Origin of the sequence: Paenarthrobacter sp. 4246 (genome assembly GCF_040546855.1) — a bacterium.
Classification (GTDB): domain Bacteria; phylum Actinomycetota; class Actinomycetes; order Actinomycetales; family Micrococcaceae; genus Arthrobacter.
Genome location: NZ_JBEPOP010000009.1, coordinates 31,700 through 47,924, shown reverse-complemented (window position 1 = coordinate 47,924; position 16,225 = coordinate 31,700). Strand labels below are relative to the sequence as shown.

Here is a 16,225-nt window from a genome sequence, read left to right as displayed (position 1 = left end):
ACACACAAAACGTCACGGCCTGGAAATAATCACCGCGACTTTACTTTTCTTTTTCGTAACAGCGATGAAATAGAAGCGGGGGAAAGTGGAATGAGGAACCATTTGGGTGACGAAAATGATGTCACCCCGGATGGCATAGGGAAATTCCGTTCGCAGCCGAATTCCTTCCTCTGAGCATCGACGATGCATGCTCCAGGCGCGTCAGCCGTGTCCTCCCAGCCTTCAATCCGAATGTGCTCGGGCATGCTGCCGCGCCTTGGCCTTTTCCCCAGCAGTTACCGGAGGCTAAAGATGGGCATTTACAGACAAATACTGGTAAGGATTCTTGCAGTTCTGGTGGTTTCCTTTGGATTGATCTACATCAGTTGGCGATGGTCCGGCACGGTCGCATGGGATGCGTGGTGGATTTCGCTGCCGCTCGTGGCCGCGGAGACATACAGCCTGGGCGAATCCGCGCTGTACGCAGTAACCATGTGGAACGCACGACGACGGCCGCCTCCCCCGACTGCCCTTCCGGGCAGGACGGTGGACGTTTTCATCGCCACCTACAACGAGCCACTGGACCTGGTCCTCAAAACGGCCATCGCCGCCAGGGAGATGGAGTACCCCCACCAAACGTGGATTCTGGACGATGGCAACCGCACCGAATTCGCGACGGCAGCCGGGCAGATAGGCGTCGGGTACATCACCCGCGGACCCGAATGGGATGGCAGGCAGCGCTTCGCAAAAGCGGGCAACGTCAACAACGCCCTGTCCTTGACCACGGGCGAGTTCGTGGCCATCCTGGACGCCGATCAGGTCCCGGAACCCCGTTTCCTGGACCGCGTCCTGGGCTATTTCGATGCTGAAGAGGTGGCCTTCGTCCAGACCCCGCAGCACTTTTGGAACGTCACAGACCGGGATCCCCTGGGCAGCCAGGCGGAACTGTTCTACGGCCCCATCCAACAAGGCAAGGATGGCTGGGACGCGGCGTTCTTCTGCGGCTCGAATGCTGTCCTGCGCCGGGAAGCCCTCATGGCCTTGGGCTTGACCCGCTACACCCGCACAGCCACGGAACAGACGTGGAGTTCCCTGCGTAAGGGCCGCTCAAGGCTGCAGGATCTCCTGGGTGAACTTGGCAGGCGCCATCCCGCGGCAATGCCGGTGGTCGAACAGGCGTTGGAAGCGATGGCGCGTGCGGAGCGCCAGCTCCGCAGGGGCGATGTCTTGGCGGAGATCACCTTCGAGCTTCGCGTCGCTTTCCATACGGCCGCATTGTCAGTACCTGATGCCATGGATGACGTGGTGCCCGAACTCGACGCCGTCCTGGAGTCGGTGGATGTGGCGCATACAGATCAAGCACTGGCCATCCACCCCATGGACACCACCACCATCACCGAGGATATGGCCACCGCCATGCACCTTCACGCGATGGGGTGGGGCAGCGTTTACCACCACGAGGTCCTGGTCCACGGCCTGGCGCCTGAGGATGTGTCCACCATGCTTTCCCAGCGTCATCGCTGGGCAGCCGGAACCATGCAGGTGTTTTTCAATGACAACCCGCTGTTGCTTCGTGGCCTCACGGTGGCCCAGCGCCTGATGTATCTGGGTACCATGACCAGCTACCTCAACGGATTTGCCGCCCTGAGCTATATCGCAGCGCCGGTGGTTTTCCTCTGGGCCGGCACCTATCCGTTGACGGCCAGCCCCGTGGTGTTCTTCTGCCTGTTCCTTCCTTTCTTCATTTCGTGCCAGGTGCTGTTCCAGGTAGCGGGCAATGGCGCGAAGGGCCTGTGGCGTGGCCAGCAATGGTCTTTCGCGCTCTTTCCCACCTGGATCGCCGCCACCTGCTCAGGAGCGGCGGCCGTATTCCTCGGCAAGCACCTCACCTTCTCCGTCACGGCCAAGAGCAAACAGGCCACGGGACGTGGTTTCCAGCACGTCAGGCTGCAGGTAGCAGCCATGGCGTTGCTGGTTATTTCCGCGGTCATTGGCCTCGCCCGCGTAACCACCGGGGAAGCTCCGCTGTATCCCACGCTCATCACGTTGGCCTGGGTTGCTTTGGACCTGGCGCTCTTAAGCGTGGTGATCGGGGCTGCACGATACCGCGGTCCCGGCGAGGAGCTGGTGGCCCCGGTTCCCACCCCGCATGAGCTTACCCGCGTCCTCGAATCCGCTCAGGGTTCACGCCCAACACCTCACTGACAACAAACCTGAATAAAGCCGTTCCAACCCCCAGCCAGGAGCGCCCCATGTCCGTTCTTTCCCATGCCCCGAATTCCATCCCCACCTTGTTGACAGCAATCGATCTGACCATCGCGGGCCCCCTGGACGCTTTGAGCGTCCTGGATGTTCGCCACCTCTCCGCGGAAGCCGCGGCCGACGGCCCCATAGTGGTCCTGCTGAATGTTGCCGACGTGACATCAGTAGGCGCGTCCGGCGTCGTTGGCCTGCTTGAGGTACTGCATGTGCTCCGCGCCCGCGGCGGCGATTTACGTCTTTTCGGCACGTCCACCGCCCTCGACCAAACACTGCTCCAAGCCCATCTGGGGCACGTGGCCCGCATCTACGCCACCCGCCAGGAAGCGCTCGACGCCGGTACGAACCTGGCGGGGGCACGTCACCTCGCGCCGCAGTCACGCTGGCGTGGGCTCTTCGGGCGTCCGCGCCGCACCTTGGGATGGGGATGACAGTGGCCCCGGCACCTCCCACCTTTAGCGGCCATCCGAATCGAAAGCGCCGGCGGGCCAGCCTGCTCATCCCTTTGGTGGTGACGGCCCTCGCCGCCACTGGACTGGGTTTCGCGTCCAAGGAGGTGGTGCCGGTGGTCCAGGCGCTCTCCCTCTGCAGGGCTGTGGATGCTTCCACAGTCGTGCCCAAGGACGGGGTCTTGCTGGGCGTCAACCTGGACTGGAACTCTGAAACCCTGGCGGAACACCAGGCCAATCTCGGGCATGATCCGGCGGTGGTGGTCCAGTTTTCGGACATCCCGTACGACGACGAAACGTGGTCCCACACCACCAACGCCGTCACCCAGGTCCGTCCCACAGGCGGCGTCCTGCTCCTGACGCTGGAACCACACGGTGGCCTGGCAACCATGAGCGACGAAGTGATCGCCAAGTTGGCCACCGACTTACGGGCCATCAATGATCAGGGGACGCCCGTCGTCGTGCGCTTTGCGCATGAGATGAACGGTTCCTGGTATTCCTGGGGCCAGCAGCCGCTGCGTTACGTGGAGGTTTTCCGAAAGGTGGCAGCGGCCGTGCATTCCCAAGCGCCGGGTACGTCCATGATGTGGGCACCGAACTACGGCGGCGGCTACCCCTTTACGGGCGGCCAATTCGCCGCCAGACCGGGCACCCCGGACTTCGCCACCCTGGACACTGACCATGACGGTACGCTCACCATGAACGATGACACGTACGCCCCCTATTACCCCGGGGACGACGCCGTGGATTGGGTGGGCGTGTCGCTGTATCACTGGGGCAACCAGCGGCCCTGGGGCAACAACGACATCTCCGAGCCGGGCAAATTCCTGGCCATGCTGACCGGAACCTACAACGGAACCGCCGGCGATGACAGCGCCGTCCCGGACTTCTACAAGGTCTACGGAGTGGACCATCAGAAGCCGGTAGGGATTCCGGAGACGGCGGCGATCTTCACGCCGGCGCGCGGTGGAGCGTCAGAGCTGGACGTCAAACGGGCCTGGTGGCGCCAGGTCTTCTCCCCCGAAACCCACCAACAGTTTCCGCAACTGAAAATGATCAACTGGTTCGAGTGGAAGAAGTATGAGATCGAAATCAACGACGACGTGGATTGGCGTAGCGCTGGAACGCCCGCCATCCGCGATGCCCTGACGCAGGACCTGCCGGGTTGGTTACGGTACGGCGAGGATTTGGGTGTGTGCCGCTAGGTTCCGCCGGTCAAGCGGCGGGGCTTAGGCGGCGCGGCTTAGGCGGCGGGCGCTGCCGGCACGGCTTCTGAGGGTTCCGTTGCCGAACCGGAAGGCGTGCCGAGCGTTGCCTTGGCCCGTTCCGGAACCATGAATTTCGGCAGCAGCACTTGCACGATCGGGCCAATCGCCAAGGCATAGACCACGGTTCCCACACCTACGGAGCCTCCCAGCAGGAAGCCCACGGCAAGGACCACCACTTCGATGCCGGTGCGCACCAGCCTGACGGACCATCCGGTGCGGCGAACCAGGCCTGTCATGAGGCCATCGCGGGCACCGGGACCGAGCCGGGCGCCGATGTAGCAGGCAGAAGCAATACCGTTGAGGATCACGGCTCCGGCAAGCATGGCGATCTGGCCACCCAAGTGGGAGAACCCGGGGATGAGCCATAGTCCAAGGTCGGCAAAGAGTCCCACGAGCACCGCGTTGGCGATGGTTCCGATCCCTGGCATTTGCCGCAACGGAATCCAGAGGAGCAGGACAAGGAAGCTGACCGCGATGACCACAATGCCAATACTGAAGCCGGTCTTCTGGGACACACCTTGGTGGAACACATCCCAGGGGTCCAAGCCAAGACCTGCCCGGATGAACATGGCCAAGGAGATGCCATACATCGCGAGGCCGATCAGCAGTTGTGTGATTCTTCGGGTCATCATGATGTCCATCATCCAAGTTAACTGGCCTTGCATTCCATAGCCAGTTTGGAATACTGGTCCTATGCCCGGCTCACTGAATCCCACTGCCCTCGTCCGCCTCCTGGGCACCTGGAACTCCGGGGCCCTGCCCGCCTACCGCGAGTTGGCCGACGTCGTGCGTTTACTGGTGATGGATGGGCGCATCCCACTGGACGTCGCGCTACCCAGCGAACGGGCACTCGCCCAAACGCTCGGCCTCAGCCGCACCACCGTCACCGCCGCCTATGCGAGCCTGCGGGAGCAGGGCTTCCTCACTGCCGGGCAGGGCAGCCGCGGCAGGACCTGCATCCCGCACCGCACGGTGCCAGTCAGCGCGCCCGGGCTTGCCGTTCCGGACGGGCTGCTGGACCTCGCATATGCATCGCTGCCCGCCGCCGGAGAAGTGGTGCATCGGGCGTTCGCGGAGGCACTGACCGAGCTGCCGGCACTCTTGCCGGGCTTCGGGTACGATGCCGTCGGCGTCCCCGCCCTGCGTGAAGCCATCGCGGAAAAATACACCGCCGAGGGCGTGCCCACCACAGCCGGCCAGATCCTGGTCACCTCCGGCGCCCAGCATGCCCTCAACATTGTGCTGCGGACGCTCGCCGGAAAACAGGACCGGGTCCTGGTGGAACACCCCACCTATCCCAACGCGCTGGACGCCATCCGCTCCGCCGGCTGCAAACCGCTGCCAGTCGCCCTGCCCGCCGGCATTTCTCCTGCCTGGGACATCGACGCGATGGTGTCCACGATGAACCACCAGCGACCCGCCATGGCCTATCTCGTCCCGGACTTCCACAATCCAACAGGACGCATCATGTCGGATCTGCAGCGGCGGCGGTTGGTGCGCGCTGCAACTGCGTCCGGGACGGTGCTGGTGGTGGATGAAACGTTGCGGGGTTTGAACCTCGACGGTGTCCGCACGGCTCCGATGTCGTCCTTCAGTCCCTCGGTAGTCTCCATTGGGTCGCTGAGCAAATCGCATTGGGCAGGCCTCAGGACCGGGTGGATCCGGGCCGATGAAGCGATGATTACCCGTTTTGTTGCGACGAGGACCGTCATGGATTTGGGCGGTCCCGTGGTGGAACAGCTGGCTGCGGCCCGTCTGGTCAGATCCTTCGCCGAACCGCTGGACGCCCGGCTGGAGGAACTCCGGCACAACAGGGAATCGCTGTTGGGGTTGCTGGCGGAGTACTTGCCATCGTGGGAGGTGGAGCGACCACAGGGCGGACTTACCGCCTGGTGCCGGCTCCCCTCGCCGTGCAGCACGGCACTGACGGTCCTCGCACCCGACTTCGGGGTCCGATTGGCCGCCGGTCCGCGCTTTGGAGTGGGCGGAGCGTTCGAGCACTACCTGCGCGTGCCCTACACCTTGCCGCCCGCGCAGTTGGAGTTTGCCGTCGGCGCACTCCGCACCGCCCAGGACAAGCTCGACGCCGCCCCCCACCTGCGCCGTACCCTCAAAGCCGGGCGACCCGCCGTCGTCGCGGTTGCCTAAGCCGCCGCACTCCGGGTCCCGCCCATGCGCTGCTTCGCCGTGTTGCTGCCGGGGCCCACGGGGACATGCGAGGTTGCCTTGGCCAGCCCGAACAGCGGCATCCCGTTGTACACCACTTCAATGCCCGACGCCGGAACCTGATACGTTTCGTGCCACACGCCAACGTCGCCGCTGCCCGCAATCTCCTTCATGAATTTCCGCCACGGACCCAGATGCGGCGAATCCTTGTCGGCAGCAAATTTGCGAAGATGCCCAGGGCTTTCCCAGTAGCTGAGCAGCACGGTGGTCCGCCCAAACCACTGCTCACTGCCGAGTAGTCCGGCCTCGGGGTTTTCTGCGAGGTGCCGCATCATGGTGGGCATGGCTGAGGCAACCTTCGCCACCCGGCCCATCTTCCACCACCGGTTGGCGCGCATCCCGATGAGGAAAACGGTCACGGTATCGCGCCCAATGTCCGCGGTGAAGCGGCCGGGGAAAATCTCCTGTGCCATATTAAGCCTTCCTGAATGCAGTCCTGAATGCCGGTTTCATAACGTTGTTATGAAACAATGTTATGAAACACTTGATGGCATGGCAAGACCCATCGTTCATGACCAGCACGTCCAGCAACGGCTCCTGGCAGTCACCGCGGAACTGGTGGACCGCGAAGGACCTGCCCGCGTCACCCTTCGGGACGTTGCCGCCGCGGCAGAGACCTCCACCACGGCCATCTACTCGCTCTTCGGCGGCAAGGCGCAGCTGCTGACGGCAGCCGTCGACGACGGTTTTCGATCCTTCGGCGAGTCCCAAAAGGAAGCTGCCGAGGGCGGACTGCTGGAGCTTGGGCGCGCCTACCGGGTGTGGGCCTTGGAGCATCCGGCGTTGTACCGGCTTATGTTCGGCGGCGCATTGGCCGCCTACGTTGACTGCAGCCCGACGCCGGACGTCGCCTCGGATTCCATGCTCCCCTTGGTGGAGGCGGTGATGGCTGCCCAGTCAGCCGGCAGGCTCCGAAGCGACGATCCCACCATTGTGGCGATGGCCATTTGGGGTCAGGTCCACGGGCTGGTCAGCCTCGAGCTGGCGCAAATGAATGACCCCGCAGCGGACTGGGCTGGAATCTACGAGGCGGCCCTGGAATCCGTAGCACGGGCCTGGGCCGCCTAACCCGGCCCGTCTACGAGTAGACCTTCTCCAGGAACCCGCTCCAGGCCTCGGCTGTGAGCTCTGAGTCCCTGGAACCGCTGAAATCGTGCACGGTCATGCCCACCGGAGCGCCGAAAGCATTCCGGCCGAAGAAGCGGTAGAGGGCGTCGCCGGTCCGCAGTCCCAGGAAGTTCTCGTTGGAGAAGTCCACCTCACCGCTCAGCCGTCCCACGCCGTCGACGTCAAGGTCAACGGCTGATCCAGCCGCGAGCCCCTCAACGCCGAGCGCCTTCTTCAATTGCGTGAAACCGTCCGGAGTCTGCGAGGCCGCGGGCGCCTGGATGTCGGTGAACACCACGGGCTTGCCGTCGAAGTACTGCAGATACTGACCCAACGTGTGGAGGTAGAACTCCGTATGCTTGCTGGCGCCGTCGTACTGCTCGTCCCAGTTATCGGCGAAGATGCCGCTGTGGACGTAGTGCAGCTTGGCACGGCCGCCGTCGAGCGGCTCCAAGACGTGCTCCAACTGGTTGAACCAGCCGTCCGGGCCATCCATCCGGGACACCAAATGCGTAGGAAACTCCTCGGTGGTCTTCACGTCGGGCCACTGATCCGTGGGGAACATCCAAGCCGCGGTGTCCGCCGTGACAGCCCGCCACACGCGCTCGGGAGTCCCAGGCAGCTCGGTGTCCGCCACAATTTCGAAGTTCTTCTTGTCAGTCATTGCCTTGGTCCTTTTCTGCTGTTGGATCTGTTGATGGCTCTTGGTGCGTCTTAAGTGCGGGATGAAGCACGACGACGAGCCGGTGCTTGCGCGCCCCGCCCGCCACCGCGGCAGCACCGCCGTCGTGGTACTTATCCACCAGTTGGGTCACCGCTACGCCGAGCTCTTCGGCGAATGCTGCGCGTTCCGCCGCAGATCGGAAGGTGATCTCACCGTCGATCGCGAAGCTGGCCAGCTTTTTCTTCGCCACGGCTGCGCCGGAGATGAGCTTGCCCATTTCCTGCACGGTGCGCGAGGCAAGGGAGAGAAGCCAAAACGCGGAGAAGCGGTCGGCGAAGCGTCGCGGGTCCGGCGCCACCGACGCCAGGGCGACGGGTGAGATCAGGTATGAGGCCGCCGTCGCACGCACAACGCGTTCGGTGACGTTTCCCTTGCGCCGCTCCTCCACCAGTTCAACCAGGCCGTGGCGCTCGAGCGCTTTGAGGTGGTAGTTCACCTTCTGCCGCGGCAAGCCGACCTTGAGCGCCAGCTGCGTCGCGGACGCAGGCTCGGCGAGCTCGTGGAGGATGCGGGTGCGGATCGGGTCCAGCGACGCTTCCGCCGCGGCCGGATCCTCAATCACTTCGATGTCCAACATGCTCCAAGTATGGTCACCGACAACTTTTCTTGTCAAGAACTTTTTTCTCGTCGGTTTGCGTTGGGTTGCGAGGCCCACTCTGCGTGCCTCGCGCGCCAATCAGGGCGCAGAGCGGGCCCCACAACGCAGCACCGGTAGAATTGACCGGTGATGCAATCCCCCCTCCCCGTGCGCGACGGCGTGAACGCTACCCGCCTGCGCCTGCCGGACGAGGGCCCGTGGACCACCGCAATGGACTACATGATGCACCGCTGGGGACACATTGACCCGCAAGGCATCGAGGATCGGTTCGACGCCGGAGAGATCGTGGGCGAAGGCGGGGTTCCCCTTGATCGCAGCACCAAATTGGAGGACCACACCTTCATTTGGTACTACCGCACCCTGCCGCCTGAGACCCGGCTTCCCGTGGAGATCGACATCCTTCACCAGGACGAGCACATCCTGGTGGTGGACAAGCCACACTTCCTCCCGACCACCCCCGGCGGAACTTACATCCAGGAGTCTGCGCTGGTCCGCCTCCGGAACCTGCTGGACCTCCCGGACCTCATCCCCATGCACCGCCTGGACCGCATGACCGCCGGCCTCCTCCTGCTGTCCACCAACCCGGAGACCCGCGGAAAATACCAGGTCCTTTTCGAGAAGCGCCAGGTCCAGAAGGAATACGAGTGCGTGTCCGCCGCGACGCCCGCCGCAGGCTATCCCGCCGTCGAATTCCCCGCCGTGGTCCGCAACCGCATGACCAAGTCCCGCAGCTACCTGCTCGCCGAAGTGATCGACGGCGAACCGAACGCCGAAACGCGCATAGAACAAACAACAACGTTCGACGCCGGCACCCACCAGCGCGCGCTGTACCGCTTGGAACCGCACACCGGAAAAACGCACCAACTTCGCGTCCATATGGCGTCGTTGGGCCTGGGCATCATCAACGATGCCTTTTACCCGGACCTGCTGGACAAGGCCCCGGACGATTACAGCAAGCCGCTCCAACTCCTGGCCCGCGGCATCCGGTTCGTTGACCCCATCACCAAACAACCCGTGGAATACCGCAGCCAGTTGGAGCTCAGCGAAGCCCACGCTTGAGCCTCCCCTGAACGTCAGTCCCGCGGCGTCAGGTGATCGAAGACCAGGTTGGTTTGCGTGTTTGCGATGGCCGGATCCGAGGCCAGGTGAACCGCAATGAAGTCCCGGAGTTCCTTGGGCGTCCCGCAGGCCACATGCATGAGGAAGTCCTGGTCTCCGGCCAGCAGGAAAACGCTCTGCACATTCGGAAGCGCCCGCAACCGTTGGCCGATAGCCAACATCTTGTTCCGTGCCTGCGAGTTCACGCGCACTGAGATCAGTGCATAGACCATGAACCCCAGAGCTTCCAGGTCCACCGAAGCGTGGAAGCCCCGGATGATCCCGGCGTCCCGCAGAGCCCGGACCCGTCCGAGGCACGTGGACGGGGCGATGCCCGCCTTCGAGGCGAGCACGTTGTTGGGGATCCTGGCGTCAGCCATGAGTTCTTTGAGGATCAGCCGGTCGGTTTCGTCGAGCCGAACCCGGTTCGGCACAGCCCCCTGCGAACGGGCTGCAGGTGAATCCGACACGAGCACACCTCCATTATTTTTGTGATGCTTCGAAATCCTTTGTACTTCTTTGAGTTGGATTCTAACTTGAAGCGATTTACAGAATCGACGAGGAGGTCGCGATGGGCAGTTTCGACAAGATCCAGGCACGTGAAGGTGGGCTCAAACGGCAGCTCACCTCACGCCAGATGACAATGATCGCGCTGGGCGGTGCTATCGGCACCGGACTGTTCCTGGGCAGCAAGTTTGCCATCGGCCTTGCCGGTCCCAGCGTGATCATCAGCTACGCCATTGGCGGGCTGATCGCACTGCTGCTCATGGGCAGTTTGTCCGAGATGACGGTGGCACACCCCACGTCAGGCTCGTTCGGAGCTTTCGCAGAGCACTACGTGAGCCCGCTGGCCGGGTTCCTGGTGAAGTACATGTATTGGTCGTGCATAGTGCTGGCGGTGGGAACTGAGGTGACCGCTGTGGGTGAATACATGAAGCTCTGGTTCCCTGACGTGCCGTCACTGCTCTGGGTGATCTTCTTCTCCGCGGTCCTGATCGGGGTCAACACCATGAACGTCAAGGTGTTCGGAACACTGGAGTACTGGTTCTCCAGCATCAAGGTCTTCGCGATCATCGCATTCATTGTGCTCGGTGCGTACATCGTGTTCGGCGCCCGCACCGAGGGCACCGGCTTCCAGAACTACACCGCAGAGGGCGGCTTCTTCCCCAACGGCTTATCAGGCACGTGGTTCGCCGTGATCGTGTCCATCTTCAGCTACCTCAGCATTGAAATGATCGCCATCGCGGCGGGCGAAGCCAAGGACCCCGCAACAGCTGTGAAGAAGGCTTTCCGCACCACTATCGCCCGATTGCTCCTGTTCTACATCGTCACGCTGGCGCTCATCCTTGCGATTGCACCCGTCAGCCAAATCCTCGCCGGTGGCAGCCCTTTCGTCACGGTAATGCAGAACCTCGGCATTCCTTTCGCCGACAGCCTGCTGACCTTTGTAGTGATCATCGCTGCGCTCTCCGCCATGAACAGCCAGCTCTACATCTCCACCCGCATGATCTTCAGCCTCTCCCGCAGCGGCGACGCTCCGGCCGTGTTCGGAAAGCTGCGCTCCAACGGCGCCCCCGTCAATGCGCTGGTCCTGTCCACCGCCGGAATCGCCATTGCCACGGTGGTCTACGCGATGTTCCCTGAGACAGCCTTCACCCTCATGATGGCCATTTCGATGTTCGGGGCCATGTTCACCTGGTTCATGATTTTCGTAACCCACTGGTTCTTCCGCCGCAGCATGAAACGCAGCGGCACGCAGCTCTCCTACAAGACCCGCTTCTACCCCGTGGGCACCATTCTTGGCGCGGTGCTCATGCTCGCCATCGGCATCAGTACGTTGGGCACCTCGGCCTTCAATATGACCTTGGTCTTCGGCCTGCCGTCGTTGGCGGTGGTCACGGTCCTGTTCTTTGTGGTGCAGCGGCGCAAACGTCAGGCATCCGACCCCGGGGAGGAACCGAACACCGTCCGGAAGACCGCCGTCGTATCCTCCGAGAACAGCACGAACTCCACTACCTCCACCGGGCTCTCCGCAGCGGCACCAGCGGAAGATGACGACGAAAACGACCTCACGGCGTCGAGCGCTACCTCGGCAACCTGACGGGCGTCCCAACCGTAGATTCCGGCGCTGATCGCCGGGAAGGCGACGGACCGGGCACCCAGCCCGGCCGCCACGTTCAGACTTCCGTGGAAACACGAGGCGAGCAGCGCCGGATCCGTTTGCCCCGCGTGCCGGTTGGGACCCACCGTATGCACCACCCACTGGGCGGGCAGCCGGAACCCGGGGGTCGCGACGGCAGAGCCCACCGGCAGCCCGTCCGGCAACGACGTCCGCCTCACCTCGCGACACGCGGCGAGGAGTTCCGGGCCGGCGGCCCTGTGGATGGCCCCGTCCACTCCCCCGCCACCGAGCAGAGACGAGTTGGCGGCATTGACGATCGCGTCCACCGGGCGGGTGGCGATGTCCCCCTTCAAAATGTCGATTCGCATGGCGTCAGTCTTGCGCTGGAGCGGCCGATGCGGCAAGTGCGGTACCTTGTGCCCATGGACATCACCGCCCCTGAGACGTGGGGATCCGCGATTTACCTGTGGATCGTCCCCATTGTGCTGGGCGATGCCATCTTCCCGCCCATCCCCTCGGAAATGGTGGTGATCACCGGCGGCGCCCTCGCCGCCGACGGCCACGCCAATTTCTGGCTGATCCTGTTCCTCGCCGCCTTGGCATCCTGGCTAGGCGACATGGCGGTTTTTATCCTCTTCAAACGGCGCATCAGCCATGTCCTGGACCGGTGGTCGTGGGGCCGCCGGCTACACCGCGGAATCCACGAGGCCATCGCCAAAGCCGGACGCTCTTCCACTTACGGGGCCATCATCGGCGCACGGTTCATCCCCGGAGGCAGGCTCGCAACATCCTCGGCAGCGGGCATTGCCAACGTTTCCGTCCGCGGTTTCAGCCTTTGCGCCGGTCTGGGAGCGGTCCTATGGGCGGTCTGGCAAGTGGGCCTCGGCTACTTCACCGGCTCCACCACCAAGCTGCCGTTTTGGGCCAGTTCACTCATCGGCGTGGGCGTCGGCCTGGTGATCGGCGTGGTGGTGGGGCTGATCGTCACGCGGCGCCGCGGCAGCCGCTCACCCGTTGACGAACCGTACGACGCCGATAAACCCGGTGACGTACCCCAGCCCGAGTAACTTCCCCGATTTAGACCGGAGGGCAGCGTGTTAGACCGGTGACCAGCGTCCGCGGCTGCGGCGCAGTACGTAAAGGCTGCCCGTGATGGCCACGCGTTCGACGGCGTCACGCATCATGGCTGCAGATGTCCGGGCTTCGTCGTTCTCACCTGAGTAATCGCGGTCGCCCACCGTGAAGCGCAGGCTGATCTGGGGTACGCCGCCCACGATATCCAGCTGGTTGGACTCCACGTGGTGGCGGGTTTCCAGGGCTTCCACCGCTGCGGCCATTACTGACTCAGGCGCATTCCCCGGTTTGAGGCCAGTGATCTTCAACTTGGTTTGGAACGACGGCATTCCACCACCCTAACCGTCTCTCGCATCCCGCGCCCTTGGGCGGATCCCTCTCTCACCAAATGAGCGAGGGATCCTTGAAACCCCGAGGGATGTGAGTGAGCGTTTGTTAGCCGGTGTTGCGCAGGCCCGCGGCCACACCGTTGACCGTGATGAGCATGGCCCGCTGCAGCCGTTCGTCGATCTCGGTTCCGGACACGGACTCTTCGCGCACGCGGCGGAGCAGTTCCACCTGCAGGTAGCTAATGGGATCCAGGTACTGATCGCGGATTTCCAAGGAACGCTTGAGCGTGGGCTGGGCATCAAGGAGTTCGATCTCGCCTGTAAGCCGCTCAATTTCGGCCACGGTGAGCTCGTACTCGTCACGGATCATGTGGAACAGGCGGTGAAGTTCCTCCGGGACCAGCGACGAAACGTAGTGGCCGGCGATTTCCATATCAGTCTTTGCCAGCGTCATCTCCACATTGGAAATGACCGAGCGGAAGAAGTGCCAGCGGTCCATCATCTCCAGGAGCTGGTCGGTGTTACCTGCCTCGCGGGCAGCCTTCAGGCCTGAACCCACACCGAACCAACCCGGAACGATCTGCCGGGACTGGGTCCAACCGAAGACCCATGGGATAGCCCTCAGCCCCCCAAGGCCTGCGCCGGAATCCGGACGCTTGGACGGGCGCGATCCGATGTTCAGCGAACCCAACTGCTCTACCGGGGTGGAGGCGAGGAAGTAGGCCGGCAACTCGGGATCGTCGATCAGTGTGCGATAGCGGTCGAATGCTGCGTCGGAGATGGTTTCCATGACGTTCGCGTAGCGCTCGCGCTCGTCCTCCGAAGTACGCGGAGTCCGGTGCAGGGCCGAGCCCTGCATCACCGCCGCAAGGGACAACTCAAGGTTTTCGCGTGCCAGTTCGGGCAGGGAGTACTTGTCCGAAATGACCTCACCTTGCTCCGTGAACTTGATTTCACCTTCAAGGACGCCGTTCGGCTGCGCCATGATGGCATCGTATGTCGGTCCGCCACCGCGGCCCACTGAACCACCGCGGCCATGGAACAAGCGGACGCGCACACCATGTTTGGCCGCAACATCGCGCAGTTTACGCTGGGTTTTGTGGATTTCCCATTGGCTGGTCATCACGCCGGATTCCTTGTTGGAATCGGAGTAGCCCAGCATTACCTCCTGGACATCGCCGCGGAGACGGACAAGTTCCCGGTATGACGGATCGGACAGCAACTGGTCCACGATCTCAGCAGAAGCGCGCAGTTCTTCCACGGTTTCCAGCAGCGGGGCAAACCCGATCTTGGCGTGTGGCTTGGCCCCGAAAAGGTCAATCAGTCCGGCTTCACGGGCCAGGACGGCCGCGGCAAGGACATCATCAGCGCCCCGGGTCATCGAAATGATGTAGGTCTCCACTACGTCCGGCCCATACGTGTGGAGTGCCTGCCGGATGCTCCGGAAGACGTCATACGTGCCGTCGGCAGTACCCTCCAGCTTGATGGGGTGCCCGGAGAGGGGGCGGTGGGAGGCCAGTTCTGCGCCCAGGAAAGTAAAGCGCTCCTCACGGCTGAGGTCGCCGTACGGCCTCTCCGTACCGAGTCGGTCCACAAGCTGGCCAACAGCGTCGTGGTGGTAATCGGCGTGCTCACGGATATCCAGCGTTGCCAGATGCAGGCCGAAGGCAGCGATAGCCCGGCGAACACGGGCCAGAGCACCATCTGCCACCAGCGCGGCTGAGTGGTTCCGCAACGAGTCCTCCAACAGCCCGAACTCTGCCAGCAGCTCGGAGGTAGCGGCGTAGTCGCGGCCAGGCTCGTGATAGGTCGACGCGGAAACGCGGCGTCCAGTGTTGATGAGCTTGGCCTTAATGCACGTCAGCTTGAGTCTGTACGGCTCCTGGGCGTTCAGTTCAAGGATGCGCTTGTCCAGCCCCGGAAGGTTCTTGAGGTCCTCGGCGATCGAGTCCAGCAGTACTTGGTCGGCCCCAAAAAGTGCCGTGGAGTTGGACAAGACCGAAATGAGTTCGTCGATCAAGGCAATGCTGATGCGCACGGCGTTCTGATTCTGCAGCTGCAGGATCTCCCGGGTGACAGCAGCTGTGACGTTGGGGTTGCCGTCGCGGTCACCACCGATCCACGAACCGAACCGCAGCGGCGCGGCGGCCACTGGAAGTGCGACACCATGCTCGGCCAGAAGCTCAGACAGGTCTGTCAGCATTTCCGGCATGGCGTCGGTCAGGATGCTGTTCAAGTAGTAGATGGCGTTCCGTGCCTCATCCACAGGCGTGGGGCGGACCTGGCGCAGCTCATCGGTCTGCCACATCTGGTCGATGATTTCGGCGAGCTGCCGGTCCTGCCGGCGCCGCGCGGACGTGCCATCCGCAGTGGGCTCGGCAAGGACATCGGAGAGTTTGCGGACCTTATCCAGCACGGAACGGCGTGAAGCCTCCGTGGGGTGTGCCGTGAAAATGGGGCGGACATCGAGTTCGTTGATCACGTCCTGCAAGACCTGGGGACCCGCTTGGCCGGCGATCTCGGAAACGGCTTTGGCCAACCAGCCGTCCTTTTCCTGCCGGGTGCGGAGGCCACGGACACGATGGACCTGTTCCGCCGCATTGGTGAGGTGGAAGTAAAACGCAAAGGCCCTCACCAAATCTGTCGCCTGGTCCAGCGGCAGGGAGGCGAGCAACTCGCGGACCTGGGCAACGACGTCGTGCGCGCTCCAAGGCCCGGTGGCATCAGCACCGCCGCGCGCGGCTTCCTTGGATTCCTTGGTCAGCAGGCGGACCTGCTCCACGAGGGCAAGCAGTTCCGGACCGTGCTGGCGAACCAACGATTCACCCAGGAGGGTGGAAACGCGGCGCACGTCAGCGCGCAGTTCGGCAGCGAGATCGGTGTCTTGAGGGGCAGTGTGAACCATGGATGCATACCTTCGGGATCTGGTTTTGGCCCGTACACTGCGCTGGATACTGTGAGCCGGATTACTAGGGTTTCCTACGGGATCTTA

Annotated in this window: 15 protein-coding genes and 1 pseudogene; 8 read left to right on the top strand and 8 right to left on the bottom strand. The window is 63.2% G+C overall.

Annotated elements, in window-relative coordinates; all coding sequences use genetic code 11:
- The first annotated feature begins 291 nt into the window (after positions 1-291).
- From ABIE35_RS16750 to ABIE35_RS16740, 3 genes are read left to right on the top strand one after another with little or no spacing between them, the layout of a single operon-like run.
- Entirely contained in the window at positions 292-2,184 is a 1,893-nt protein-coding gene (locus ABIE35_RS16750) for a glycosyltransferase family 2 protein (RefSeq protein WP_354516664.1), read from the top strand.
- Positions 2,185-2,231: 47 nt separating this feature from the next.
- Positions 2,232-2,669, top strand: coding sequence for an STAS domain-containing protein (locus tag ABIE35_RS16745; RefSeq protein WP_354516662.1), 438 nt, complete (start codon positions 2,232-2,234; stop codon positions 2,667-2,669).
- Positions 2,666-3,892 (top strand): glycoside hydrolase family 26 protein, encoded by a 1,227-nt coding sequence (locus ABIE35_RS16740; protein WP_354516660.1) that lies wholly within the window; start codon positions 2,666-2,668, stop codon positions 3,890-3,892. The genes ABIE35_RS16745 and ABIE35_RS16740 overlap by 4 nt, the downstream gene beginning before the upstream one ends.
- 38 nt (positions 3,893-3,930) lie before the next feature.
- Here ABIE35_RS16740 and yczE read toward each other — a convergent pair whose 3' ends face one another.
- A complete protein-coding gene (gene yczE, locus ABIE35_RS16735; protein ID WP_354516868.1) occupies positions 3,931-4,587 on the bottom strand; it encodes a membrane protein YczE in 657 nt (218 codons plus the stop codon).
- Between the two features lie 61 nt (positions 4,588-4,648).
- On the opposite strand from yczE, the gene yczR reads away from it, so the two are divergent.
- Positions 4,649-6,103 (top strand): MocR-like transcription factor YczR, encoded by a 1,455-nt coding sequence (yczR, locus tag ABIE35_RS16730; RefSeq protein ID WP_354516658.1) that lies wholly within the window; start codon positions 4,649-4,651, stop codon positions 6,101-6,103.
- Here yczR and ABIE35_RS16725 read toward each other — a convergent pair.
- The gene (locus ABIE35_RS16725) at positions 6,100-6,594 is read right to left on the bottom strand and encodes a DUF4188 domain-containing protein (RefSeq protein WP_354516656.1); all 495 of its coding nucleotides are present in this window, start codon (positions 6,592-6,594) and stop codon (positions 6,100-6,102) included. The genes yczR and ABIE35_RS16725 overlap by 4 nt on opposite strands.
- A gap of 79 nt (positions 6,595-6,673) precedes the next feature.
- On the opposite strand from ABIE35_RS16725, the gene ABIE35_RS16720 reads away from it, so the two are divergent.
- Positions 6,674-7,249 (top strand): TetR-like C-terminal domain-containing protein, encoded by a 576-nt coding sequence (locus tag ABIE35_RS16720; RefSeq protein WP_354516654.1) that lies wholly within the window; start codon positions 6,674-6,676, stop codon positions 7,247-7,249.
- 10 nt (positions 7,250-7,259) lie between these two features.
- Here ABIE35_RS16720 and ABIE35_RS16715 read toward each other — a convergent pair whose 3' ends face one another.
- Together ABIE35_RS16715 and ABIE35_RS16710 are read right to left on the bottom strand one after the other, a co-directional pair.
- On the bottom strand, positions 7,260-7,952 hold the full coding sequence (locus tag ABIE35_RS16715; protein ID WP_354516652.1) for an SRPBCC family protein: 693 nt from the start codon (positions 7,950-7,952) through the stop codon (positions 7,260-7,262).
- Entirely contained in the window at positions 7,945-8,589 is a 645-nt protein-coding gene (locus ABIE35_RS16710) for an ArsR/SmtB family transcription factor (protein ID WP_354516650.1), read from the bottom strand. The genes ABIE35_RS16715 and ABIE35_RS16710 overlap by 8 nt, the downstream gene beginning before the upstream one ends.
- A 150-nt stretch (positions 8,590-8,739) precedes the next feature.
- Between ABIE35_RS16710 and ABIE35_RS16705 the strand changes: the two genes are divergently transcribed.
- The gene (locus ABIE35_RS16705) at positions 8,740-9,669 is read left to right on the top strand and encodes an RluA family pseudouridine synthase (protein WP_354516866.1); all 930 of its coding nucleotides are present in this window, start codon (positions 8,740-8,742) and stop codon (positions 9,667-9,669) included.
- Between the two features lie 14 nt (positions 9,670-9,683).
- Here ABIE35_RS16705 and ABIE35_RS16700 read toward each other — a convergent pair whose 3' ends face one another.
- Positions 9,684-10,178 carry an Lrp/AsnC family transcriptional regulator gene (locus ABIE35_RS16700; protein ID WP_354516648.1) on the bottom strand — a complete coding sequence of 165 codons (495 nt, stop codon included), beginning with the start codon at positions 10,176-10,178 and terminating at the stop codon, positions 9,684-9,686.
- 101 nt (positions 10,179-10,279) lie between these two features.
- On the opposite strand from ABIE35_RS16700, the pseudogene ABIE35_RS16695 reads away from it, so the two are divergent.
- A pseudogene (locus ABIE35_RS16695) lies at positions 10,280-11,539 on the top strand (amino acid permease); the annotation flags it as partial.
- Positions 11,540-11,640: 101 nt separating this feature from the next.
- Here the strand turns inward: ABIE35_RS16695 and ABIE35_RS16690 are convergent.
- Positions 11,641-12,198, bottom strand: coding sequence for an O-acetyl-ADP-ribose deacetylase (locus tag ABIE35_RS16690; protein WP_354516646.1), 558 nt, complete (start codon positions 12,196-12,198; stop codon positions 11,641-11,643).
- Positions 12,199-12,252: 54 nt separating this feature from the next.
- On the opposite strand from ABIE35_RS16690, the gene ABIE35_RS16685 reads away from it, so the two are divergent.
- Positions 12,253-12,897, top strand: a complete 645-nt coding sequence (locus tag ABIE35_RS16685) for a DedA family protein (protein WP_354516644.1) — start codon at positions 12,253-12,255, stop codon at positions 12,895-12,897.
- Positions 12,898-12,927: 30 nt separating this feature from the next.
- Here the strand turns inward: ABIE35_RS16685 and ABIE35_RS16680 are convergent, their stop codons facing one another.
- The gene (locus ABIE35_RS16680) at positions 12,928-13,233 is read right to left on the bottom strand and encodes a hypothetical protein (protein ID WP_089593699.1); all 306 of its coding nucleotides are present in this window, start codon (positions 13,231-13,233) and stop codon (positions 12,928-12,930) included.
- Positions 13,234-13,339: 106 nt separating this feature from the next.
- The gene (ppc, locus tag ABIE35_RS16675) at positions 13,340-16,138 is read right to left on the bottom strand and encodes a phosphoenolpyruvate carboxylase (protein WP_354516642.1); all 2,799 of its coding nucleotides are present in this window, start codon (positions 16,136-16,138) and stop codon (positions 13,340-13,342) included.
- Positions 16,139-16,225: the final 87 nt, after the last annotated feature.